This is a genomic window from Bacillus bruguierae (assembly GCF_037104725.1).
GTDB classification, from domain to species: Bacteria; Bacillota; Bacilli; order Bacillales; family Bacillaceae_G; genus Bacillus_A; species Bacillus_A bruguierae.
In genome coordinates, this window is the sequence record NZ_JBAWSX010000015.1 from 33,598 (window position 1) to 56,754 (window position 23,157).

Consider the following 23,157-nt stretch of genomic DNA (forward strand, 5'->3'; position numbering starts at 1 on the left):
AGTCCAGAAATGTTGGAGGTAATTATGAAACTTTTAGAAGTGATGAGAAACGGACTGGAACGAATAATCACACCACTAACAAATTATCTCGGAAATAGTAAAGTAGTGAATGCAATTACATCAGGGATGATGATGACAATTCCTGTTACGATCGGTGTTACATTATTTGCTATTTTAGGTAACCTGCCATTTAAATGGTGGAATGATTTAATTCATAAAGCTGGTTTATATACACATATGCAAGACATGATCAGTGCAACGTTAAGCCTGCTAGCTATTTATATGGTTGTCATTATTGCTTATTCCTATGCGAAAGAAGAAGGCATGAATGGAATGACAGCTGGCGTCATTGCATTAGGTAGTTTCTTATGTTTAATGCCAATGTCTATAAAGGTAGGAGAGGAACATATTCCAGCTATTCTCACTCAATATCTAGGGAGTGACGGAATATTCGTAGCGATGTTTGTTGGTGTTTTTACGGCTAAACTTTACTGTGCATTAAAAAGAAAAAATATTGGAGTAAATTTACCGGAATCGGTACCACCTATGGTAGCTGATGCCATTAATCCGGTGTTTATTTCAATCATTATCTTTACGATTATTTTCTTTATCAGAGTAATATTTGGCTACACTCCATATGAAAATATCTTTAATTTTGTTAATCAAGTTATAGCGTTACCTGTAAAGGTAATCGGATCTTCTGTTTGGTCAGTTATTGCAATCTTTACTTTTATGAATCTATGTTGGTTCTTTGGTTTGCATCCAGCGCCAATCATAAATGTATGGTATAGTGCGACGGCTCCTCTATTTACGGCAGCAATTACAGCTTTTGCTTCAGGAGCACCTGCTTCAGAAATCCCTTATTTAGGATTTAGTCTTATGCACTTTGCAGTTGTCGTTGGTGGAACAGGAAATACGTTAGGTTTAGCTATAAATTTATTATTTGCAAAATCAGAACAATATAAATCACTTGGGAAAATCGGGATCATCCCAAATATCTTTAATATAAACGAACCGATTGTCTTTGGATTACCGCTTGTTTTAAATCCAATATATTTTATTCCATTGGTAATGTCTTCAATAGTTGGTGGATTAATCTGCATTGTATTCCTTAGTATTACTGGAATGCTGTCTAAATTTAACCCGCTCATTGAATTACCATGGGTAACACCAGCACCATTTTCGGCTTATATTTCTGGTGGATGGCTCCTTCTTTTAATGACCGTTTTAATCATTATTGCTCAAATTCTATTATATTATCCGTTCTTTAAAATTGGGGATAAGAAAGCTTATGAGGCAGAGCAAAAGGTAGCAACAGATAATTAATCGTATGTGTATTGTAAAAAAAATGTGTTAGGAGAAGAGTTATGGAACAAAATGAATATGTAGTATTTCAGATTATATCTGCAGTGGGCAGCGCCCGCTCATCATATATTGAAGCAATACAAGAAGCGAAAAAAGGTAACTTCGAACAGGCAAGACAATTAATAAAAGAAGGTGCTGAAACTTTTATCCAGGGACATAGAGCGCACGCTGAATTGATTAGTAAAGAAGCAAGTGGAGAAAAAGTAGAAGTAAGTTTATTGTTGGCGCATGGAGAAGATCAACTGATGAGTGCGGAAGGATTTAAGATAATAGCAGAAGAGTTTATTAGTGTTTATGAAACATTTTCGGATAAAAGGGATTAATGCTAACTATTAATCTCAATAGAGTAATTAATAAACTATAATAATACTAATTTTGAAAAGGAAAGGTAAGAATATGCTCAATCGTACATTTAAAAAAGACTTTTTATGGGGAGCTTCCACAAGTGCCTATCAAGTAGAAGGCGCCTATAACGAAGATGGAAAAGGCCTTTCTGTTCAAGATGTGAAAGTTATTCCCGAAGGCACGTCGGATTTTAAAGTTTGTAGTGATCATTATCATCATTTTAAAGAAGATATAAAGCTTTTTTCTGAATTAGGACTAAAAGTTTATCGTTTTTCCATAGCTTGGACACGTATTCTTCCAAATGGTGTTGGAGAAGTAAATGAAAAAGGTATTATGTTCTATAGTAATCTCATTGATGAATTACTAAAACATAACATAGTACCGTTAGTAACGATGTATCATTTTGATTTACCTTATGAATTAGAGAAAAAGGGTGGATGGAGTAATCGTGCTACCATCGATGCCTTTGTTGATTATTGTAAAATCCTCTTTGACCGTTTTGGTAATCGGGTTAAGCGTTGGTTAACAATTAATGAGCAAAATATGATGATTTTACATGGCGGGGCGATTGGTACATCTGTATTATCTCAAAAAGAGCTATATCAACAAAACCATCATATGCTTTTAGCAGAGGCTAAAGTTACGAATTTATGTCATGAGATGATACAAGACGCTAAAATTGGTCCAGCACCAAATATTAGCTATGTTTATCCAAAAACCTGCAAGCCCAATGATATGATTGCAGCTCAAAACTGTAACGCAATTCGAAATTGGTTATATCTAGATATGGCTGTATATGGACGCTATAACAATATAGCTTGGAATTTTATGAAGAGCAAAAATATCGAACCAGTCATATTACCAGGAGATATGGAGATTTTATCTAGCTCAAAACCGGATTATATCGCTTTTAACTATTATTCTTCTATAACCGTTAGTGAGTATGATGAGAACTTTGTAATTGATAATACTGGTGACCAACAAATTGAAGTGGGCGAAGAAGGATTCTTTATGGGTGATGACAATGAATATCTCGAATTAACAGATTTTGGGTGGGAGATCGACCCAATTGGTTTTCGGGCTACATTAAGAGAAGTTAGTGATCGTTACAATCTACCTATTATTGTTACAGAGAACGGAATAGGTGCATACGATAAGGTCAATGAAGATGGCTCAATTCATGATAACTATCGAATTGATTACTTAAGAAAACATATCGAGCAAATGGAATTGGCAATTGCGGATGGTGTGGATGTCATTGGTTATTGTCCTTGGGCAGCAATTGATTTAATTTCTACGCATCAAGGTTTTAGAAAAAGATATGGTTTTATATATGTAAATCGTGATGAAAACGATTTAAAAGATTTAAAAAGAATAAAGAAACAGAGCTTCTATTGGTATAAAACGGTTATCTCATCTAATGGTAAAGAACGTTAACACATAGTCGCAATGGTTTCATCATAGAGTGCTTGCCTCAAGAGAAAATTTATATATTTAGAGGCAGGCACTTTTTTGTATTAAAAATGGTTGTAATTCTCTCCAATTAGAATGTATAGCACTTCAAACCGTATGAACAACCCCTAAAAATGTATGAAAGAAATATGTGTTTTTCCTACAGTATGTAGGTACAAATACTTTGTGGATAGAGATATAATTTATTTACAGAAAATTTAAAAAGTTGGGCAGGGGATGAAGAATGGCTATTCAAACAATTGGTATTGTCGGTGCAGGATCTATGGGTTCGGGAATTGCGAATTTAGCTGCATTACATGGATTTACAGTCATTTTACATGATATTGAGGAACGTTTTTTAGATAGTGCTATGCAACGTATGAATGGGTTTATGACTAAGAGTGTGACCAAAGGGAAAATGACAGAAGAGGATAGACAAGAGGCGCTCGGCCGTATTCGAATGACTACTAGTTTGGAAGATATGAAAGATGCAAATGTAATCATTGAAGCAGTGCTAGAAAAGTTAGAACTGAAGAAGGAAGTGTTTGCTGCGCTCGACCGAATCGCTCCTGAAGGGGTTATACTTGCAACAAATACATCATCTATGTCAATAACAGAGATTGCATCAGCAACGAATCGTCCAGAACGCGTGGCAGGCATGCATTTCTTTAATCCTGCACAGCTCATGAAACTTGTAGAGGTAGTACGCGGGTATCGGACAAGTGATGAAACAGTTGAAGAATTGAAAGCGCTATCTAAGGGGCTTTCTAAAGAGCCGGTGGAAGTAAAGAAGGATTCCCCAGGATTTATTGTTAACCGAATCATGATTCCGCAGTTTATCGAGGCAATCAAATTGCTTGAAGATGGTGTTGCTTCTGCGGAGGATATTGACAAGGCGGTTACGCTTGGTCTGAATTACCCAATGGGGCCGTTTGCACTTCAGGATTTTGCAGGTGTAGACATTGGTCACCATGTGATGGAGTATTTCAAAGAAGAATTAAATAATGATCAATATGCTCCGCCGCTTCTTTTAAAACAGCTAGTTAGGGCAGGTAGACATGGGAAAAAAACAGGTGCGGGCTTTTATGATTATGAATAAAGAATGGGGGATAAAGCAATGAACTATGAGTTTTTATTATGTGACATCGAAAATAGAGTTGCAGTCGTGACTATTAACCGGCCACCTGTTAATCCATTGAATACACAAGTGTTTAATGAGCTTTCCAGTCTGTTTGATGAATTAGAAGCTAATGACGAAGTGCGAGTAATCGTTCTTACAGGAAACGGAAGGAAGGCGTTTGTTGCTGGTGCTGACATTAATGAAATGGCAACGCTTGATCTTGTCGGTGTTAATAAAATGAACAAGACTTCACGAATGGTATTTACAAAAATCGAAAATATAACAAAACCGGTCATTGCTGCGGTGAACGGACTGGCTCTTGGCGGAGGCTTTGAACTTGCGCTCGCTTGTGACTTGCGTATTAGTTCTGATCAGGCAAAGTTCTCTTTCCCGGAAGTTGGATTAGGGATTATTCCTGGAGGTGGAGGTACGCAGCGCCTACAAAAGATTGTTGGTCAAGGTGTAGCTAAAGAATTGCTTTATTTCGGAGACATGTTTGACGCAGGGCGTGCATTGGATTTGCATATTGTCAACAAAGTAGTATCTGCTGAAGAATTGCTTGAGGCGGCGAAGGAATGGGCGCATAAATTGGCACAGAAACCACCGGTAGCGCTTCAAATGCTAAAAACTGCGGTGAACGTGGGAAGTAATACCGACCTTGAATCAGGTCTAATGATCGAAAGCACTTGCTTTGGCAATGCCTTCGCAACAGATGATCGAAAGGAAGGTCTTCAAGCATTCGTTGAAAAAAGGAAGCCAGTTTATTCGGGAAGATAATGAGGTGAAAAGTATATGAAAGAAGTTGTTTTATTGGAGGGAGCAAGGACCCCATTTGCTGAAATTTCCGGATCATTTCGGCATATCAATGCAACGGATTTAGGAGCCATAGCCGCTAAGGAAGCCGTGCGGAAAGCTAATATTTCAGCGGAAGATATCAATCAAGTTGTCTTTGGAAATGTACAGCAGTCTAGTAAAGATGCCCATTTATTGGCAAGGCATGTCGGTCTAAAAACTGGTGCCCCTATCAATGTCCCTGCGTTGACGATTAATCGTCTATGCGGCACTGGTGTCGAATCTATTTTAACGGCGGCTCGCTATATTCTAAGCGGGGAAGCAGATATCGCGCTTGCAGGAGGAACTGAGAACATGAGTCAAGTGCCACACGTGATACGTGGAATGAGGTGGGGCAGTCCGCTTGGCGGGCCAGTTGTGGAAGATTGGCTATGGGATGGCCTTTACGACACGTACGGTAAATGCACAATGGGAGAGACTGCTGAGAACTTGGCCGCAAAATATAATGTAACAAGAGAAGAAGTAGACCAGCATGCGCTTTCTAGCCATGAACGAGCTCTTTTAGCACGGGAAAAAGGGTATTTAAAAGAGGAGATCGTTCCTGTTACAGTGACAGGGAAAAAAGGTGGAAAGATTATTGAAGAAGACGAACATATCCGCCATACAAGTTTGGAACAACTAGCAAAGTTAAAGCCCCGATTTGTTGAAAATGGCGTTGTGACTCCTGGTAGTGCAAGCGGCATGGTGGACGGTGCAGCAGCCGTTGTTTTGGCATCAAGTGATTACGCCAATGATAGAGGATTAAAACCGATTGCCCGCCTAGTTTCTTGGAGTGTTATTGGAGTAGAACCAAAGTATATGGGAATCGGTCCGGTTCCTGCTATTCAAAGTGCATTAAAAAAAGCGAATCTAACCTTGGCAGATTTAGACTTGATTGAAATTAACGAAGCATTTTCCGCCCAGTACTTAGCTTGTCAGAAGGAATTAGGGTTCGATCTTGACAAGGCGAATGTAAACGGGGGAGCAATTGCAATAGGGCATCCACTTGCTGCGAGCGGAACAAGAATTTCTATATCTCTGGTTTATGAATTAAGAAGACGGAATAAGAGGTATGGTGTATCGGCTGTTTGTATTGGTGGAGGCCAAGGGATTGCAGCAATATGGGAAGCGTTGCACTAAATAGAGAATAGGAAACCAGGGAGAGGTCTTCCTGGTTTTCCTTCATCGTTTATCCCTCCAATAGAGGGAAGTTTCACTTTATCTATAAGATAGGATCGATCCGGTTAGTAAGACCATAGAAAGTGAGTGAGAGAATGGAAAAGGATCAAAATCTATTGGCGGTGTATGAGTTGTTAGAACATGTTGTTTCAGCTTATGGTGAAAAAGAAGCAATATATGATTTAAGTAAACGAACCACATATCAACAATTGAAAGACGATGCAGATTGTTTGGCTGCGGGACTGAAGAGGCTAGGTATAAGGAAAGCAGACCGCATCGCTGTTTCTTTACCAAACTGGTACGAGACAGTAGTTATATACTTTGCAGCAGCTAAAGTAGGAGCGGTAGTCATTCCTTTTAATCCAAAATATAAGTCACATGAAATTGAATATATACTGAAAAATTCCGCGCCAAAGCTATTGATAGCCGCAGAAGAATTTGAACAAAATTTTGGTTTTGAAAAAGCGCTTCATATGGTGCAAAAAGCTGTTACTGTAAGGTTTCAGCAAGCAGATCTCTACTCGTATGAGGAGCTAATCTGTTCTGGGATAAATGAAACGGAAACGGCTTATATAGATGTAAACAACGATTTGTTTTGTATATTGTATACCTCAGGGACAACGGGTACTCCTAAAGGGGTAATGGTTACACACCGCGCTGTTGTACAATCTGCACAAACAATAGGGAGAGAGTTACTTTGCACGCAAGACGATGTGTTCATTATTTCTGCTCCTCTTTTCCATATTTTTGGTATGGCAATTAACATGCTTTGTGCAGTAGCTGTCGGTGCCCGAATGATCTTACAGGAAAAATTTCATCCACGAGAAACCCTAGAGTTAATTGAACAAGAAAAAGCGACCATCCAGCAAGGCGTGCCAACGATGTTTATAAAAGAACTAGAATTAGAGGATTTTGATCATTATGATTTATCTACATTGCGTGCTGGACTTGTTGGTGCTGCTCCTATTTCAGCGAAAAAGGTGAAAGAGATACGAGAACGCATGGGCATCAATCTCTGTCAGTCATTCGGGATAACAGAAACGGTTTCTGTGACGATGACTTCTTACGGTGATACGGAACAGAACATAACAGAAACTCTCGGAAGGGCAATTCCAGGGGTAACGATAAAAATTGTAGATGAAAATAGAACTGTACTTCCTCCCGGGGAAGTAGGAGAAATCGCAGTGAAGGGCTTTGGTGTGATGAAAGGTTATTATAATATGTCCGAACAGACAAAGCAGGTTCTGGATAATGAAAACTGGTATTACACAGGAGACTTAGGCACTCTCGATCATGAGGGATATTTAAGATTCGTAGGACGAAAAAAGGAAATGATTATACGCGGAGGTTTAAACGTTTATCCTCAAGAAATTGAAGCGGTGCTGATGAAACATCCGAAAGTGATGGAAGCAGCGGTCGTCGGTATTCCCGATAAGGTCCTCGGAGAAGTGGTATGTGCAGTCATTCGACTTAAAAATGGAGACGTAAGTTCGGAAGAAGAAATGAAATCGTATCTCAAAGAGCAAATGGCGATTTACAAAATACCAGCAAAAGTTGTATTCACAGATGAATTTCCTGTAACAGCCAGCGGGAAAATTCAGAAGTTGAAATTGCGAGAGCAAGTAGCCTCAAACATTAGTCCAACGGTTTGAAAGATAGCATAGGAGTGAAAGAGATGATGGAAGAATATACATTTCAGGTAAGATGGGGGGATACAGATGCAGCTGGCATTGTATTTTATCCCAATTTTTATAAATGGATGGATGAAGCAACTCATGAATATTTTAAAAAAATTGGTTCTCCTTCTTCCAAACTTTACACAGAACAACAGATTGGTTTGCCGTTACTCGAGGCAAAATGCAAATTCATATCGCCGCTTTGTTTTGAAGATCATGTAGTTGTGCAAAGCACGGTCAAAGAATTGCATAATAAAGTCTTTAAAATTCAGCATGTTTTTGTAAAAGGGGAACTGGCGGTGGCAGAAGGCTATGAAATTCGTGCATGGACTTCTTTTAAAGGAAAAGTGAAAGCGCATCCAATCCCTGAGGACATCAGGCAGAAGATGATGCCACAGATAGAGGAAGTGGAGGGATGAAGACGTACGAACAATGATAGGGCATGTCGTTTCAACGAATAGAAATTTATTGATAAAGGGGAGTTATCCATGGCAAAAGAAAAGAAATATGATGTGATTGTCGTTGGCGCCGGTCCAGTAGGCCTTGTAGCGGGACTTGCATTACGAAAAAAGGGGATATCAACTTTAGTAATGGAAGCAGATCCATTCGACCGGCCGCGCCCAGGAAGTAGAGCTATTTATTTGCACAGTGCCTCATTGAATCTTCTTGAGGAAACTGCTGAAGGCCTTGGTTTTACACTTGCTAGAAACGGAATCATCTGGCCGGTCAAACGAACATTCTACAAGGGAAAAGAAGTATATGTGCGCAATTACGGCAAAGACAACAATCTTGAATCAAACAAATTGCCTCATTTTACAGCTCTCCATCAGGATAAGATTGAAAAGTATATGTATGAAGCTTGCATGGAAGCAGGGGTTGAATTCCTCTGGAATGCTGCGGTAGAGAAGTTAGATGTTACAGACTCCGGAGTGCAATTAACTACTTCATCTGGCGAAACCTTGAAGGCACAGTATGTGATTGGTTGTGATGGAGCGCGTTCAGTCGTAAGAGAGCAGGCCGGATTAAAATTCGAAGGTCCGCGCACCGCAGACACTTTTATCGTTGTGGATGCAAAGGAAGATGAAGAGAATCCACTTCCTTTAGAGAGGATATTCCATTATCAACATCCAGCTATGGGGGGAAGAAACGTAATGTTTGTTCCATTTAAAGGAGGCTGGCGTATTGATCTACAGTTGCTTGAGTCAGACAACCCAGAGGATTATACAAATATTGAAAGTGCTAAGTCGTGGTTGCCAAAAGTGATGGATGCTAAGTATGCTGAGCGGATTACATGGGTGTCTTCATACCGTTTCCATCAAGTAGTGGCAAATTCGTTTACTGACGTAAAACGCCGCATTTTTATTGCTGGGGAAGCTGCACATTTATTTGCTCCATTCGGTGCGCGCGGATTAAATTCTGGGGTGCCAGATGCCGTTATTGCCGTGCGAGGTATCGAGAAAGCATTACAATCTCATTCTGAGGATGAGCGGATAGAAGCTATTGAAACAGCGGCAAAGGAACGTCGAATTGCAGCTAAATGGAACCGCGACGCTTCAACCACTGCGCTGCATCACCTTCAGGGGAATTCTCCTGAAATGAACATGAAACGAGAAATTGCAGCTTCAATGGTGTCTATCGTTCCAAGATTGGGAAGATGGCTTGATGAAGGACCGTACGGACCAAAATTCGGACCTCCTGAACTGACAACGAAATATTAATCTTGGTGGAATCGTAAGAAAAAACACCTAGATTAGTAGCGTGGACAAAATGAAAGGAGCGGAATGGAATGGCTTTATCTCAATTAATTAATGAAGAAAAGTATGGTTCAGGTGCTCGTTCTGCTAATGAAATGATTAAACGATTAACGACTATGGACTGGTACGAGAACGTTGGACAGCAGAATATAGAAGCCGAGAAGAAAGTAGATCGATTCATGAGTTCTCTTAACATTAGCGAATATGATATAAGGTGGATTTCAAGAAAACAATTATCAGAAACAATCGAACGGCTCTCATTTGAAGGAAGTGCTTTTTGGGAAGCACTAAAGGAAGTACCAGATCAGTTAAAAGAGCAAATTGTACGTGCAGGAAACGAAAAACTTCTAGCGGATGTAGTAGATAAAGTGCCAGAAGTAATATTCCACGGAGTTTATAAACAAGCATTCCATATATTTGGTGATGAGAAGGCGATCAGATTTCTCATAGGACATGCGATGTACGTCAGTGTTCTTGCGTGTGCGGCTGAATTAGCTGAAGGGGATAACGCTTTTCTTTCAGTTGTAGAGTTACTTGAAGCGGGGCATTTACCTCTTGGTCCAAGAGGTAATACCTTTTATCTTCTATAAGTTAAAAGATAAGAGTAGATAAAAATGCACGGACAAGGTTATTAGCGAGAGTTCTTCTTTCTCTATATATGCATTCAGAATACAACATGATTGCTACTTACTTTCTCCTTTTTTTAAACGTTGCATGTGGTAGAAACAGGCCCTGATGCTCTTGCCCGCCTAAAAAGAAAGAGGTTTTTTATGTTAGGGTTATATATTTACGAATCTAATTCGCTAATAAACATTTTTAGGAAAGGAAGATCAATATGAAACTTGTTACTTTTACTCATAACGGAGAATCCAGAATTGCAGCTTTAGAAAATCGAAAATTGATTGATCTACATGCAGCCTTTAAAGCGAAACTGACGTCAGAGGGGAAACTTCGCGCCGCTCAAATTGCTGAAGCCTATATCCCAAAGGATATGAATGGTTTCTTGCAAGGCGGAACAGAAAGTATGAATCTAGTAAAAGATGCTATTGCTTATGCACTTACGAATAAAAGTGAAGCTAAATTGATATTTGAAGAAGATGAAGTCAAAATTGAAGCTCCAGTCCCTTCCCCAGGGAAAATTATTTGTGTAGGTCACAATTATCGTGAGCATATTTTGGAAATGAAACGGGAGTTACCTCCATATCCAGTCATCTTTGCAAAGTTTGCTAATACTGTAGTTGGCCCGCAAGATAATATTCCGTTTTATCCAATTTCTGAACAGCTAGATTACGAAGCGGAATTTGCTTTTGTGATCGGGAAGCGTGCCCGGAATGTTTCAAAAGCAGACGCCCTTGAGTATGTGGCGGGGTACACGATTGCTAATGATGTTACTTACCGTGACATTCAACGCCGTACAATTCAGTGGCTTCAAGGTAAAACGGTTGAAGGAAGTGCTCCAATGGGTCCTTGGTTAATTACATCGGATGAATTAACAGATCCATCTGGTTTGGATATTGTCTTAACAGTCAATGGAGAGAAACGTCAACAGTCTAATACCGCAAATCTCGTATTCTCTGTTCAATATCTTGTTGCATTCTTATCTGATTTAATGACGCTAGAGCCAGGTGATGTCATCTTAACAGGTACTCCAGGTGGTGTAGGCGTAGCGCGTAATCCGCAAGCATTTCTTAAAGATGGAGATATCGTGCGCATCGAGGTGGATCAAGTAGGTGTACTCGAAAATAGAGTAAAACAAACATCAGAGGTGCCGGCGCTATGAGTAAAAACTTGCAGGTTAATGCCGTCGAATCTATCCGTGAATCGATCGATAAAATAGAAACTCTTGTTAAATCTCTGTCGGAGGAAACGATTCGTTGGAAATCTTCGAAAGACGAATGGTCTATCATGCAAATTATTACACATATAGTGGAAGCAATTCCTTATTGGGCAAAAGAGATTAACAATATTAAAGGACAACCTGAAAACCCATGGGGCCGCGGCTTGACAGATGAAGTGCGACTACAGACAGTGTCAGAAGAGAATATAAATAACCTATCTGTAGACGAAGTCATTCAACAACTATCTTCCATCCCTTCCATAATAGAAAATGTGCTCAAGACATTAACAGACGAAGATTTAGCTATTAAGGCTCCAAGCCGCAACCCTCGTTTCGACAACAAGCCAATTGAATTCATTGTTAATCACCTCATCGTAGAGCATGCAGAAAAACATTACAACCAAATTCAACGAAATTTATCTTTATATAACGAGCGATAAAGGAGGAAAATAAAATGGCAGAAAAAAATGCTTTTTATGAAAGTACACTCGTACAAGATTTTAATCGTGATATCGAGCGATACCATCTCGGTCCATTGTGGAACGCGATTCCGGATTTAATGAAACATACACCTGAACCACATGCACAAGCATACCTTTGGAAATCTGAATTACTTCATAAGAAGTTGATGGAGGCGACGCAAATATTTACACCGGACCGCGGGGGAGAACGTCGGGCCATCTATTTACAAAACCCTGGACTGAATTATAGAAAACCGTGGGGCTGGGCGTCGACCACACAAACGTTATATGCTGCCGTTCAATTAATACAACCTGGAGAAACAGCTCCATCTCATCGGCATGTTCAGAATGCTTTGCGTTTCGTCATGGAAGGAGAAGGTGCTTACTCGATTGTTCAAGGAGAGCGTATTTTCATGGAACGAGGAGATTTCCTAACGACTCCAAATGGACTTTGGCACGGCCACGGCCACCCTGGTGATAAACCTATGATTTGGATGGATTGCCTTGATATTCCGACAATTTATTACCTCGGCGGGACGTTCTTTGAGCCACATCCAGAAAAAATTGAGCAGTCAAAGGTTCCAGACAATTATACTGCACAGCGCTATCAAGGTGGAATGGTTCGTCCTATTTCAGACCGATATACAAAAAAAGCTCCTCTTAGTTCCTACAAGTGGGCAGGAACAGAAGCAGCGCTTAACGGCTTAAGTCGTTTTGAGCCAGATCCTTACGATGGTTATGCTGTTGAATACATAAACCCATCGAACGGAGAGACAGCATGCTCAACTATTGCAGCTTGGATGCAAAAATTACCGGAAGGATTCAGAGGAAAAGCGCATCGCCATACACATGCATCCATTTACCATGTTCATGAGGGGGCAGGCTACACGATTATTAATGGCATTCGCTTTAATTGGTCTAAAGGTGACTTCTTCGTTATACCAAACTGGGCATGGCACGAACACGGAGCGCTAGAAAACAGCTATTTATTTTCGACAAATGACCTTCCGATTTTAGAAAAGTTCGGGTTAGAACGTAAACAGGAATATGAGAACAATAATGGAAATCAAACGATAATAGGAGAATTTGAGCCAGCACTGCCTTGATTTTGTAGTATGTGGCTGATAGCGGTGGTGCTGCATAAACAATTTGTTCTTCTGAACAGATAACACTTATAATCCTAAGTTATAATAGTAAATCCGTCCATTCTTAAGTATGATCTTAAGAACGGACGGATTTTTTTATTTCATAGGTTTTGCTATTGCGGTGCTTGTGCGTGATACTTCCTTTGTAATTCCTTCAACTCTTCTACCAAATCTTCTCCAATCGTAGGCGCAAGTTTATCATATATGGGTAATAGTGCTGTTTCCCAATCTTTTCGTTGTTCATTGTTTAGTTCATGAATTTGAATCGATGAATTTTGTTTAATAAGTTCAAGTTGTTCTTTATTTATTTGCTCGGCTTGTTGATTATTCCAAGCGGTAGCTTCTTCCATTGCTTCCGTTAATATTTGCTTCGTTTTTGGGGTTTGCTGGTTCCAAGTTTTTTGATTCATCATGACAACATATCCTAAATATCCATGGTTACTAATTGTCAAATAGTTTTGAACGTTATAGAATTTTTTAGAGTAGATATTTGAAATGGTATTTTCTTCACCGTCAACTTTTCCTGATTCAATTAATTGATATGTAGAATTAAATGAATCTTGATGCGCGTTAACTTTTAATAAATCGAATTGGGATTGGATGACATTACTTTGCATAATGCGAAAAGATTGTCCTTGTATATCTTTTGGTGTATAAATGGGTCCTTTGTTTGAAGTAATTTGTTTAAAGCCGTTGGACCAGTGGGCAAGCCCTTGTATTCCATCTTTTTGTAAGGATTGAAGTAATTGTTCCCCAATTTTTCCGTTTAAGCCTTCTTGTAAGGCTTCATAATTTGAAAAAGCAAATGGCAAATCAAGTACACCCCATTCAGGGGAGAACGTTCCAAGGTTTGATGTGGAAGGAGCAATCATTTGTACTTGTCCAGATTTTAAAGCACGAAATTCTTCTATATCAGAATATAAACTTCCGTTAGGAAAGACCTCTATTTTTATTTTACCATTTGATTTTTCATTCACGAGTTCCGCAAATTTGTTGGCAGCAAGTCCTTTCGGTGTGTTTTCTGCAACAACATGGCTAAATTTAAAGACGATCTGGTCTTTTAGTCCTTCTTGGTCATCGTCATATGAGAGTTCATTTTGAGGAGAATGCCTCTGATAATTAATAAGTAAAGCGCTTGCAATGAAAGTGGTAAAAAGGAGTATAAAAGTAGCTGCTTTTTTCATCGTCGTTCTCCTTTTGAAGTTGTTATCCCGCTATTAACGGGCAGTAAAGCCCCCACCTCAAGATTCAGAGAGAAGCAAGGAAGTTAGGTGGGGGAAAACTGCCCGTAAAAGCCCGATTGGTTTAACTAACCATCAGTGAGAAATGCGTCACTGATGGAAGTTTCACTTTATTGTAAGCATACCGAGAAGATTTCTATTCGTAAAGATGCTTTTAGGGGAGAGGAGGGCCAAGTGTGAGGAATTTACCAATCCGTTGGAAGATTACGATTCTTTCTTATGCAGTTGTTATCGTTTCCCTCATGATTGGTGGAGGGATTATAGTCGCAAATATTCAACAAAAAGAAGAAAAAGAATTAAGAATTAGATCTATGAATACAGCGCGAACGGTAGCGGAAATGTCAGATGTAAAGAAGTCCCTTCAAGAAACAAATGGATGGGTTACATTAAATTCTGTTATTGAAAATATTAGAGTCATTAATGAAACAGATTATATTGTTGTCATGAATATGGAACGAGTTCGGTATTCGCATCCCGTGAAGGAGATGATTGGAAAACGTTCGAAAGGAGTAGATGAAAAAGCAGCATTTGCAGAGCATATTTATTTTTCAAAAGCAAAGGGAGAAATAGGTACTGTTATTCGTGCTTTTATGCCCATTAAAGATCAAAATTTAAACCAAATTGGTGTTGTTGTTGTTGGAAATAAAATACCAAACTTTTTTGAGATTATGAGCGAATTAAGAGGAGAAATTCTTTTTATAGTTATCTTAACTTTAATACTTGGATTGATAGGATCATTAATGCTCGCTAATCATATAAAAAAACAGATGTTTCAGTTAGAGCCCTATGAGATTAAAAGAATACTCGAAGAAAGAACAGCAACCTTTCATTCAATGAATGAGGGAGTGATTGCGATCGATAATCAAGAAATGATTACGGTTTTTAATGAGAAAGCGAAGCAAGTTTTTCATGTAACTGGAGATGTTGTCGGACAGCCTATTCGTAAAATATTACAGGATACAAGGCTTCCGGAAATCGTGGAGAAAAATCAAGCAGTATACAATGAAGAAATAAAAGTAAGCGGAAAGGTCATTTTAAGTAACCGTATACCTATTAAGAAAGATAATGAATTAATTGGAGCGGTGGCAATTTTCCAAGATCGTACAGAGGTAACAAAGCTTGCGGAAGAATTAACTGGAGTGAAGAACTTTGTTGAAGCACTGCGTGTACAAAGTCATGAGCATATGAATAAACTTCATACAATAGCAGGACTAATTCAGCTCGGTAAAGCTGATAAGGCATTACAACTTGCTTATAACACTTCAGAGGAGCAGGAGAGTGTAACTAATTATTTAAATGAGACCATTAAAAATGATGCCGTTGCAGGGCTTCTTTTAAGTAAAGTAAGTAGAGGGAAAGAGCTTGGAATTCAAGTGAGTATTGATCAAAATAGTTATTTGGAGGCATTTCCGTACCAAGTAGATCAACATGATTTCGTTGTATTATTAGGGAACTTAATAGAAAATGCATTTGGATCATTTGAACGAATTGAGGTCACCAATAAAAGAATTGATATTAGTATTGAGCAGTCAGAGGACGTGTGTGCAATATTAATCGAAGATAATGGATGCGGGATAAAAGAAGAATATTTACCAAGGTTATATGAGAAAGGCTTTACTGTAAATAAACGTGATGGGACAGGTTATGGTCTTTTTCTAGTAAAACAAATTGTTGAGAAGGGGAGAGGAGAAATTCGAATTTCATCTTTTGAAGGTGAAGGAACTAGCTTTATCATTACTTTTCCAATGGAGATGGAGGCGGAATTGTATGGCGTATAAAGAGGAATTTAAAGTAGTGTTAATAGAAGATGATCCAATGGTTCAGGAAGTAAATAAGGAGTTTATAAAAAGTGTAAAAGGATTTCAAGTAATCGCTATCGCCAGCAATGGTGAGGAGGGGATTAGCTTTGTTAAAAAAATGAAGCCAGATCTTGTTATTTTGGACATCTTTATGCCTAAAAAGGATGGTATTCAGGTATTGCAGGAATTTCGAAAACAACAATTAGAAACGGATGTAATTGTTGTTTCTGCTGCTAAAGATAGGGAAACAATTAAACTCATGCTGCAAAATGGAGCAATAGATTATATTATTAAACCTTTTAAGTTGCACCGCATTCAGCAAGCATTAGAGAAGTATCGCCAATATAGAATAAGTTTGAGAGACTCTGGGTCTATTTCACAGGAGCAGCTGGATTTATTATTATATTCTGGGCGCTCTGAGAGGACGGTGAGTAATTTACCAAAAGGTTTGAACGAGTTTACACTAAATGAAATTGTAACGTATGTAAAACAGCAAGAAGAACCCCGCTCCGCTGAAGATGTGGCGCGTGCCATTGGGATAGCTAGAGTGACGGCTCGTCGTTACTTAGACTATTTAGAAAAAAGAGGTGTTATTCATTTGGCAGTTCAGTATGGCGGAGTTGGAAGACCGATTAATCGTTATGTGTTTCGAGAAACAAAAAGTTAAGACCAAAATGAACAAAATATCCGTTATGACCATAAACTTCTCTCTTTTTGATGTAAACGCTATCATTATGTTATAAACTAACAGATAGAAAATTTAGAAAAATCAAAGGGGAGAAGAAAGGTGAAACGACTTTTTAAAAATTTAACCTTTCAAGTATTAACGGCTATTGTACTTGGGGTGTTAGTTGGAATACTTTGGCCAAGTGTTGGTAAAGAAATGAAGCCTTTAGGTGACACTTTTATCAATGCTGTAAAAATGGTAATTGCACCGATTATTTTCTTAACAATTGTACTCGGTATTGCCAAAATGGGAGATATGAAAAAGGTTGGCAAGGTCGGTGGAAAAGCTCTTATTTATTTTGAGGTAGTAACGACATTTGCCCTTATTGTTGGTTTAGTTGTTGTAAATGTTATGAAGCCAGGAGAAGGCCTTAACTTTAATGAACTTGCAAAAGGAGACGTATCAAAGTATACCCAAAACGGTGGACATGGCATGAACTGGATTGAGTTTGTAACCCATATCGTTCCGTCTAATATGGTTGATGCGTTTGCGAAAGGTGATATTTTACAAGTATTATTCTTTTCGATTTTATTTGGTGTAGGGTTGGCGGCTCTTGGAGAAAAAGGAAACTCAGTAATTGATTTCTTAGACAAACTTTCACACGTATTCTTTAAAATTATTGGCTATGTAATGAAAGCTGCACCGATCGGGGCATTTGGTGCTATGGCATATACAATTGGTCACTTTGGACTTGCGTCGCTTGTACCACTTGGAAAATTAATGATGTCAGTATATATAACGATGTTCTTATTCGTTTTTGTAGTTTTAAATATTATTTGTAAGATGTATGGATTCAGTTTATGGAATTATTTAAAGTTTATTCGAGATGAGATATTAATTGTATTAGGAACAAGTTCTTCTGAATCTGTACTGCCAAGAATGATGAATAAGATGGAGCAATTTGGATGTTCAAAATCTGTTGTTGGTCTCGTGATTCCAACAGGTTATTCCTTTAATCTTGATGGTACGTCTATTTATTTATCCATGGCAGTTGTCTTTTTAGCGCAAGTATTTGGTATTGATCTAACAATTGGGCAGCAAGTTACCATTATTTTAGTGCTTATGTTAACGTCTAAAGGTGCGGCAGGCGTCACAGGAAGTGGATTTATTGTATTAGCTTCGACGTTAGCTGCGTTAAAGGTTATTCCTTTAGAAGGATTAGCGTTACTTCTTGGAGTCGATCGCTTTATGAGTGAAGGAAGAGCCATTGTAAACTTAATTGGAAATGGGATTGCGACAATCGTTGTCGCAAAGAGTGAAAATGAATTTGATGAAGCAAAGCATGCAGAAGCCCTTTCTGGTACAAAAGCATTAACAGAGGCGAAGGAAGCTGTATAATGCATAAGTAGTAAGAAGGATCATTTGTTTTCAAAGGAATGAAGAGTTTGATGGGAAAAGGAACTATCCACTAGAATAGGTGGATAGTTTTTTAACCTGTTATTTTGGGGAAGTAAGACCTCACCAGTCACAACATCATTACATGAAATGCCCCATTTTTAATATTAGACTGGAATTCTGAAACACAATCTGTAGACGTATTTTTTAGTAGTGTTTCATGGAGAGAATTCTTTGCTATATACATAAGTAAAAAACGACATTTCAGGGGAGGACGAGAGCATCTGGCCGTGCATATAAGCGGTCAGGGCCTTTTTCTGCCACATGCGAAGTTTAAAACAAAGGGAGAAAGCGAGTACAGGTCATGTTGTAAGTAAAGCTCCTTCATACTTAGGAAGGAGCTTTTCCTATTAAAATTTATTTGGAAATTGCTTTATAATACCTTCTGCAAGTGTGTCGGCCATTTTAATAATATGGTCTTCCCCTTTATCGAAAGCAAGAATATCTGCATCCCAATCTTTTTTAATTCTCGCTACAGCTTCATCTGCAACGAATTTTAAATGGGTATACAATAGGTCTTTTAATGCATCATTTGACCAATTTGGATTGGCGCTGCTAAGAAACTGAGCGATATCATCGGCATTTTTATACCACTGTTTGTTAAACTTTTTTAAATTTGCTTGATTACCGCTTTTTGCTGCAACTACTACTTTTCCTGCAAGGAGAATATGTTCTCTTAATAGTTTGGTAAGTTTATTGCCAGCTGCTTCCCCATAATATGGCTTTATTGCATTCCCGATATCATCTTGGTTTTTTAACAGTCTTGCTAATACCTTATCTTGATCTTTCAGCCCTGCTAAGGCGCTTATAATATAATTCCTTGTCCATATTGTATGGTCAATCCAAAGTCTTCTTAAATCATCTTTCAGTTGTATTGCTGATTGGCTAGGACAAGGATTTTGGATACGTACGTTTTCTTCTGCGCCTACTTTTATTGGTGACAAGAGGAAAGTACAAGACATAACGAGCAGTGTGAGTTTCAAGAGTAGCTTTTTCATGGGTATCTTCTCCTTTTTGATTTACATAAATGTTCCATTGTTAGTTTGTATTATTTCGTTCATTTTATTCTGGTTAATTTAATCGTTTTAGCATGTAGTGGATAAAGTGACGATATTGTGAACAGAATATGGCTGTAAGTATAAATGAGAGCAGATACGTGTGAATTTTTACTCGTTATCGTTATAATAATGATAGAAAACATACAGTGAATAAAAGGAGCAGTTTGAAATGAAGCAAAAAGCTTGGGGTGCGATTCTGCTTAGTAGTGCATTACTATTAACAGGATGTACTAGTAATAAAGAAACAAAACAAGAAACGAAAGAAAAAGTAGAGCAAACAAATCATAAAGAAGACAATCCCGAAGATCTGAAAGTGTACCAATCTGTACATAGTCAGTATGAAGAAAAAATTAATAAAGAAGTAAATGAGGCTATGAAGCTTTGGAAAGAAGCGGAAGAGAAATCTGGAAAGGCAATGAAACTTCCGAGATTTAAAGAAGAGGTCCAAAAGTTAACGGATAATACGTTAGCAGATATTGAGAATGTGCGTAAAGAAATTCGGGTTCCAAAGTCAAAAGAAAGAGAAAATGAATTATACGCAGGTTTTTTAAACGAAACAGAACAAGCGATGAAAAAATTAGAACGAGTAGCGAAAGAAGAAAATTCTTCATTCATTCGCGATATTGAGGTACACCTGTCTACAGCCGTTAACTATTATGACCGGTTTAAAAAAGAAGAGAAATCAGCGAAATAACTTTGTTTTTAAACAAAGTTATTTTTATTTCATAAAAAATGTTTTAATGAAAAATAAAAAAAATTATAAAGTAGCCCTTTTAGACGAAAGTTAAAAGGGCTACTTTATTTTTAGTTGTTTGGATCTTCATGATAAATATAGGTGTACTTTTAGAGTTTGCTTTTTACTTTGGTACTTTATATTCTTTTTTCGTTCCATCTGTAAAGACAACTTTTAAGTCGAATTTTTCATAGTCTTTATCTAGTTGGAATATATCTACTACTTGATTTATGACATCTTCATCTTTTGTGTCTTTATCAAATTTTAGTTGCTGTAAGAGTGGAGCCAATTTATTCATTGCTTCATTTCCAGCCAACTTTTCATTTGTTTTACTATCGTCTAGTTTTGCTTCTGGTTTTTCATTTGCTTTTTTATGTTTATAGTCTGCTTCGTAGTCCTTCTTTGTATCTTGATAATTTGCCCTTAAATCGAATTCATTAAAACTTAGTTTTAAATCTTGATTTACTTCCTTTTTTGTTTCTTCTGTTGTCTTCTTGTTAGTAGTTGTATCCTGTTTTTTAGGTGTACACCCTGTCATTGCAGGTAATAGCATAAATGCTAAAAGGATTGAAAATAAAATTTTCATTTTGTGTGCCTCCTTAGTAGTTTTCAATAAAAGCTTTTCCAATTTTTATCTTTTTATGTAAGGGAAAGGAATAATTTTTTATAATAGGAAAATGAAATATAAAGAAAAAGTGGTTGTTCCAAAAGGCTGACAAATGTCATGCTTTTGGGAGCAATCACTTCTTTTTTGCTAGACACCTGTTATTGCAGGGAACGGCATGAGTACGAAAAAGTTTTCTAATTTCTATGTGTCGAAGAGAGAAATATCGCAATTTAAATCAAAAAATAGATAGAATATTTGTGTTAAATTGGAAATGTAAGGAGGAATGATGAGTGTGCAGAGGTATGGTGATCTATTAAAACGTGCAATTGATTATATGGAAAAGCATATTGAGGAAGAACTGACTTTAGAAGAAGTAGCTTCTTATTGTGCTATGTCTATGTATCATTTTCACCGGGTTTTTCAAGATAATATTGGAATGAGCGTCAACTCATACATTCGGAAGAGACGATTAACATATGCAGCGCAGGCATTGGTGATGACAAATCGACCTGTATTAGATATTGCAGTGCAGTACGGGTTTTCTTCACAAGAAGCATTTACGAGAGCGTTTAAAGGTATGTTTCACTTACCACCGAAAAGGTATCGGACATATTTCCAAGCTTTTTATATAGAAAGGGAGGGCGTTTCAATGCAAAAAGGATTACCGAAAGGCTGGGTATTAAGCGGAAGCCATCCAGCAGAATATGAGATGGGCTTAGATTATGAGGTTGTTCATCAAGGAAAAGTGTCAGCTTATATAAAAGCGAAAGAAGATGTTACTCATGGTGGATTCACAACGCTTATGCAAATGTTTAAAGCAGATAAATACAGGGGAAAGCGTTTGCGCCTAACGGCATTTATTAAAAGTAAAAGTGTGAAAGATTGGGCAGGACTGTGGATGCGTGTGGACGGAAAAGATACAGAGCCATTAGCTATGGATAATATGCAAAATCGTCCAATTAAAAATACGAAAAACTGGGAACCTTATTCAGTTGTGCTGGATATAAAAGAAGAGGCGCTCGGAATTGCATTTGGCATTTTATTATCAGGAGAAGGCTGCATATGGGCGGATAGTTTTCGATTGGATGAAGTCGATGAAAAGGTGCCGTCAACGGACTTAGCGGAAAATTTTTATGATACTCTTTCTGAAGAACCTACGAATTTGCAGCTTGAAGACATAGAAGAATAAGAAAGGGTGAGAAAGAACACATGTGGAAAATGTTATTCTACTCAATATCAGAATTATTGAAATTAGAAACCCCTTTTTACTTCTTTATATGGTTTTTTGCACTATTTATACTTGGCGTGTTGAGTGAAATATTAGAAGTAATAGGGAAAAACAAGCCAATTTTAAAATCTCTATTTAAGGCTAGTATAGAATGTTTACTTGGATTAATTATTTGTATCGGTATTGGTATTCTATTATTTCGTATTATTCATTTCATATGCCCGGGTCAAATTGAACCTTATGATGTTGCTTATGGAAGGTGGCTAGCATTTATTGCATTAACCTTATTTTCAGTTATCGGATTTTTAGTGAAGATTACAAAACAAAAAACAAGGATATGGTTGAAACCAACGGGAGTCATTGCTCAATTTTTCCTGTTTAGTATAAGTGTTTGGGGAGCAATTACTATTTTTCAGCCATCTTTACATATGAGTCTGCTAGTCATACTTTTATTTAGTTCTATATTAACTGTATTCCAGTTTCTTGGTTGTTTATACGAGTATCGTTCTTAAGTATTTACAAATAACAGATTGACAATAATTAGAAAAGTTATATAATCTAAATGTAAGTAATCACTTGCATTGGGAAGAGAGGATTATATGGCGCGCTCAAAGACAGCAGAGAAAATTATTCAAGCAACAATTGAGTTAGTGAAAGAAAGAGGATATAAATCAGCAACAACGAAAGAAATCGCAATGCGTGCTGGCGTCAATGAAGTAACAATATTTCGTAATTTCAAAAACAAAAAGGGTATCATTGAAGCAGCCGTTTATGAATTTTCATACGTACCGCATTTAAAACAGTTTTTACAAACAGAAATTGTGTGGGAATTAGAAACGGATTTGAAGAATTTAGCAAGGCATTATCATAAATTTTTGAATGAAGTGAAAGACATGATTTCTATTGGTATACGTGAAACAGGTGAATTTCCTGAATTAGATGATGAAATCGCTAAGATACCAAAAGGCCTAAAAGAAGAATTGATGATTTATTTTGAAAAGATGCAGCAAGACGGGAAAATTATTCATACAAATATTGAAGCACAAGTCATGAACTTTATATGGATTAATTTTGGTTATTTTCTATCTAAATTACGTTTTGAAAATCGACTTATAGAGATAAATGATGAAAATTTTATTGAAAATAATATAACCTTATATGCTAGGGCATTAAGACCCTAGTATTTATTTAAAATTAAATGCAA

At 37.6% G+C, this 23,157-nt stretch carries 23 protein-coding genes; 20 read left to right on the forward strand and 3 right to left on the reverse strand.

Annotated features, from left to right (window positions below):
* Nucleotides 1-24 precede the first annotated feature (24 nt).
* The 13 genes from WAZ07_RS20285 (at nucleotide 25) to WAZ07_RS20345 (ending at nucleotide 13,126) form a co-directional block, all read left to right on the forward strand.
* Nucleotides 25-1,326: a PTS sugar transporter subunit IIC gene (locus WAZ07_RS20285; RefSeq protein ID WP_336473880.1), complete on the forward strand. Its 1,302-nt coding sequence runs from the start codon at nucleotides 25-27 to the stop codon at nucleotides 1,324-1,326.
* Between the two features lie 41 nt (nucleotides 1,327-1,367).
* Nucleotides 1,368-1,688, forward strand: coding sequence for a PTS lactose/cellobiose transporter subunit IIA (locus tag WAZ07_RS20290; protein WP_336473881.1), 321 nt, complete (start codon nucleotides 1,368-1,370; stop codon nucleotides 1,686-1,688).
* 73 nt (nucleotides 1,689-1,761) lie between these two features.
* On the forward strand, nucleotides 1,762-3,147 hold the full coding sequence (locus tag WAZ07_RS20295; protein WP_336473882.1) for a glycoside hydrolase family 1 protein: 1,386 nt from the start codon (nucleotides 1,762-1,764) through the stop codon (nucleotides 3,145-3,147).
* A gap of 259 nt (nucleotides 3,148-3,406) precedes the next feature.
* Entirely contained in the window at nucleotides 3,407-4,261 is an 855-nt protein-coding gene (locus tag WAZ07_RS20300; RefSeq protein ID WP_336473883.1) for a 3-hydroxyacyl-CoA dehydrogenase family protein, read from the forward strand.
* A gap of 18 nt (nucleotides 4,262-4,279) precedes the next feature.
* On the forward strand, nucleotides 4,280-5,059 hold the full coding sequence (locus WAZ07_RS20305) for an enoyl-CoA hydratase/isomerase family protein (protein WP_336473884.1): 780 nt from the start codon (nucleotides 4,280-4,282) through the stop codon (nucleotides 5,057-5,059).
* Nucleotides 5,060-5,074: 15 nt separating this feature from the next.
* On the forward strand, nucleotides 5,075-6,253 hold the full coding sequence (locus tag WAZ07_RS20310) for an acetyl-CoA C-acetyltransferase (RefSeq protein WP_336473885.1): 1,179 nt from the start codon (nucleotides 5,075-5,077) through the stop codon (nucleotides 6,251-6,253).
* Between the two features lie 134 nt (nucleotides 6,254-6,387).
* A complete protein-coding gene (locus WAZ07_RS20315) occupies nucleotides 6,388-7,944 on the forward strand; it encodes a class I adenylate-forming enzyme family protein (RefSeq protein WP_336473886.1) in 1,557 nt (518 codons plus the stop codon).
* 26 nt (nucleotides 7,945-7,970) lie between these two features.
* Entirely contained in the window at nucleotides 7,971-8,387 is a 417-nt protein-coding gene (locus WAZ07_RS20320) for an acyl-CoA thioesterase (protein WP_336473930.1), read from the forward strand.
* Between the two features lie 69 nt (nucleotides 8,388-8,456).
* A complete protein-coding gene (locus tag WAZ07_RS20325) occupies nucleotides 8,457-9,686 on the forward strand; it encodes an FAD-dependent oxidoreductase (RefSeq protein ID WP_336473887.1) in 1,230 nt (409 codons plus the stop codon).
* 68 nt (nucleotides 9,687-9,754) lie between these two features.
* The gene (locus WAZ07_RS20330) at nucleotides 9,755-10,312 is read left to right on the forward strand and encodes a hypothetical protein (RefSeq protein ID WP_336473888.1); all 558 of its coding nucleotides are present in this window, start codon (nucleotides 9,755-9,757) and stop codon (nucleotides 10,310-10,312) included.
* 245 nt (nucleotides 10,313-10,557) lie between these two features.
* Nucleotides 10,558-11,502, forward strand: a complete 945-nt coding sequence (locus tag WAZ07_RS20335; protein WP_336473889.1) for a fumarylacetoacetate hydrolase family protein — start codon at nucleotides 10,558-10,560, stop codon at nucleotides 11,500-11,502.
* A complete protein-coding gene (locus tag WAZ07_RS20340; RefSeq protein WP_413788930.1) occupies nucleotides 11,499-11,999 on the forward strand; it encodes a DinB family protein in 501 nt (166 codons plus the stop codon). Before WAZ07_RS20335 ends, WAZ07_RS20340 begins: the two co-directional genes overlap by 4 nt.
* 14 nt (nucleotides 12,000-12,013) lie before the next feature.
* Nucleotides 12,014-13,126, forward strand: a complete 1,113-nt coding sequence (locus WAZ07_RS20345) for a cupin domain-containing protein (RefSeq protein ID WP_336473891.1) — start codon at nucleotides 12,014-12,016, stop codon at nucleotides 13,124-13,126.
* A gap of 152 nt (nucleotides 13,127-13,278) precedes the next feature.
* On the opposite strand, the gene WAZ07_RS20350 is transcribed toward WAZ07_RS20345, so the two are convergent.
* Entirely contained in the window at nucleotides 13,279-14,349 is a 1,071-nt protein-coding gene (locus WAZ07_RS20350; RefSeq protein ID WP_336473892.1) for a TRAP transporter substrate-binding protein, read from the reverse strand.
* Between the two features lie 233 nt (nucleotides 14,350-14,582).
* Here WAZ07_RS20350 and WAZ07_RS20355 point away from each other — a divergent pair, with 233 nt between their 5' ends.
* The 3 genes from WAZ07_RS20355 (at nucleotide 14,583) to dctP (ending at nucleotide 18,270) form a co-directional block, all read left to right on the forward strand.
* Entirely contained in the window at nucleotides 14,583-16,184 is a 1,602-nt protein-coding gene (locus WAZ07_RS20355; protein WP_336473893.1) for a sensor histidine kinase, read from the forward strand.
* Nucleotides 16,174-16,872, forward strand: coding sequence for a response regulator (locus tag WAZ07_RS20360; protein WP_336473894.1), 699 nt, complete (start codon nucleotides 16,174-16,176; stop codon nucleotides 16,870-16,872). The genes WAZ07_RS20355 and WAZ07_RS20360 overlap by 11 nt, the downstream gene beginning before the upstream one ends.
* 120 nt (nucleotides 16,873-16,992) lie before the next feature.
* On the forward strand, nucleotides 16,993-18,270 hold the full coding sequence (dctP, locus tag WAZ07_RS20365; RefSeq protein ID WP_336473895.1) for a C4-dicarboxylate transporter DctP: 1,278 nt from the start codon (nucleotides 16,993-16,995) through the stop codon (nucleotides 18,268-18,270).
* 407 nt (nucleotides 18,271-18,677) lie between these two features.
* Here the strand turns inward: dctP and WAZ07_RS20370 are convergent, their stop codons facing one another.
* On the reverse strand, nucleotides 18,678-19,325 hold the full coding sequence (locus WAZ07_RS20370; protein WP_336473896.1) for a glycosyltransferase: 648 nt from the start codon (nucleotides 19,323-19,325) through the stop codon (nucleotides 18,678-18,680).
* A 229-nt stretch (nucleotides 19,326-19,554) separates the two neighbouring features.
* On the opposite strand from WAZ07_RS20370, the gene WAZ07_RS20375 reads away from it, so the two are divergent.
* Nucleotides 19,555-20,079 carry a hypothetical protein gene (locus tag WAZ07_RS20375; protein WP_090917193.1) on the forward strand — a complete coding sequence of 175 codons (525 nt, stop codon included), beginning with the start codon at nucleotides 19,555-19,557 and terminating at the stop codon, nucleotides 20,077-20,079.
* Between the two features lie 163 nt (nucleotides 20,080-20,242).
* Here the strand turns inward: WAZ07_RS20375 and WAZ07_RS20380 are convergent, their stop codons facing one another.
* A complete protein-coding gene (locus WAZ07_RS20380) occupies nucleotides 20,243-20,704 on the reverse strand; it encodes a YusW family protein (protein ID WP_336473897.1) in 462 nt (153 codons plus the stop codon).
* A gap of 355 nt (nucleotides 20,705-21,059) precedes the next feature.
* On the opposite strand from WAZ07_RS20380, the gene WAZ07_RS20385 reads away from it, so the two are divergent.
* The 3 genes from WAZ07_RS20385 to WAZ07_RS20395 all read left to right on the forward strand — a co-directional run bounded on the left by WAZ07_RS20385 (nucleotide 21,060) and on the right by WAZ07_RS20395 (nucleotide 23,134).
* On the forward strand, nucleotides 21,060-21,914 hold the full coding sequence (locus tag WAZ07_RS20385; protein WP_336473931.1) for a helix-turn-helix transcriptional regulator: 855 nt from the start codon (nucleotides 21,060-21,062) through the stop codon (nucleotides 21,912-21,914).
* 20 nt (nucleotides 21,915-21,934) lie between these two features.
* Nucleotides 21,935-22,465 carry a hypothetical protein gene (locus tag WAZ07_RS20390; RefSeq protein ID WP_336473898.1) on the forward strand — a complete coding sequence of 177 codons (531 nt, stop codon included), beginning with the start codon at nucleotides 21,935-21,937 and terminating at the stop codon, nucleotides 22,463-22,465.
* A gap of 87 nt (nucleotides 22,466-22,552) precedes the next feature.
* Nucleotides 22,553-23,134, forward strand: a complete 582-nt coding sequence (locus tag WAZ07_RS20395; protein WP_336473899.1) for a TetR/AcrR family transcriptional regulator — start codon at nucleotides 22,553-22,555, stop codon at nucleotides 23,132-23,134.
* Nucleotides 23,135-23,157: the final 23 nt, after the last annotated feature.

Bases quoted from the DNA above. Each gene is read 5' to 3' on its own strand.
- WAZ07_RS20285 (WP_336473880.1), top strand. From the start codon at position 25: ATGAAACTTTTAGAAGTGATGAGAAACGGACTGGAACGAATAATCACA.
- WAZ07_RS20290 (WP_336473881.1), top strand. From the start codon at position 1,368: ATGGAACAAAATGAATATGTAGTATTTCAGATTATATCTGCAGTGGGC.
- WAZ07_RS20295 (WP_336473882.1), top strand. From the start codon at position 1,762: ATGCTCAATCGTACATTTAAAAAAGACTTTTTATGGGGAGCTTCCACA.
- WAZ07_RS20300 (WP_336473883.1), top strand. From the start codon at position 3,407: ATGGCTATTCAAACAATTGGTATTGTCGGTGCAGGATCTATGGGTTCG.
- WAZ07_RS20305 (WP_336473884.1), top strand. From the start codon at position 4,280: ATGAACTATGAGTTTTTATTATGTGACATCGAAAATAGAGTTGCAGTC.
- WAZ07_RS20310 (WP_336473885.1), top strand. From the start codon at position 5,075: ATGAAAGAAGTTGTTTTATTGGAGGGAGCAAGGACCCCATTTGCTGAA.
- WAZ07_RS20315 (WP_336473886.1), top strand. From the start codon at position 6,388: ATGGAAAAGGATCAAAATCTATTGGCGGTGTATGAGTTGTTAGAACAT.
- WAZ07_RS20320 (WP_336473930.1), top strand. From the start codon at position 7,971: ATGGAAGAATATACATTTCAGGTAAGATGGGGGGATACAGATGCAGCT.
- WAZ07_RS20325 (WP_336473887.1), top strand. From the start codon at position 8,457: ATGGCAAAAGAAAAGAAATATGATGTGATTGTCGTTGGCGCCGGTCCA.
- WAZ07_RS20330 (WP_336473888.1), top strand. From the start codon at position 9,755: ATGGCTTTATCTCAATTAATTAATGAAGAAAAGTATGGTTCAGGTGCT.
- WAZ07_RS20335 (WP_336473889.1), top strand. From the start codon at position 10,558: ATGAAACTTGTTACTTTTACTCATAACGGAGAATCCAGAATTGCAGCT.
- WAZ07_RS20340 (WP_413788930.1), top strand. From the start codon at position 11,499: ATGAGTAAAAACTTGCAGGTTAATGCCGTCGAATCTATCCGTGAATCG.
- WAZ07_RS20345 (WP_336473891.1), top strand. From the start codon at position 12,014: ATGGCAGAAAAAAATGCTTTTTATGAAAGTACACTCGTACAAGATTTT.
- WAZ07_RS20350 (WP_336473892.1), bottom strand. From the start codon at position 14,349: ATGAAAAAAGCAGCTACTTTTATACTCCTTTTTACCACTTTCATTGCA.
- WAZ07_RS20360 (WP_336473894.1), top strand. From the start codon at position 16,174: ATGGCGTATAAAGAGGAATTTAAAGTAGTGTTAATAGAAGATGATCCA.
- WAZ07_RS20370 (WP_336473896.1), bottom strand. From the start codon at position 19,325: ATGAAAAAGCTACTCTTGAAACTCACACTGCTCGTTATGTCTTGTACT.
- WAZ07_RS20375 (WP_090917193.1), top strand. From the start codon at position 19,555: ATGAAGCAAAAAGCTTGGGGTGCGATTCTGCTTAGTAGTGCATTACTA.
- WAZ07_RS20380 (WP_336473897.1), bottom strand. From the start codon at position 20,704: ATGAAAATTTTATTTTCAATCCTTTTAGCATTTATGCTATTACCTGCA.
- WAZ07_RS20385 (WP_336473931.1), top strand. From the start codon at position 21,060: ATGGAAAAGCATATTGAGGAAGAACTGACTTTAGAAGAAGTAGCTTCT.
- WAZ07_RS20390 (WP_336473898.1), top strand. From the start codon at position 21,935: ATGTGGAAAATGTTATTCTACTCAATATCAGAATTATTGAAATTAGAA.
- WAZ07_RS20395 (WP_336473899.1), top strand. From the start codon at position 22,553: ATGGCGCGCTCAAAGACAGCAGAGAAAATTATTCAAGCAACAATTGAG.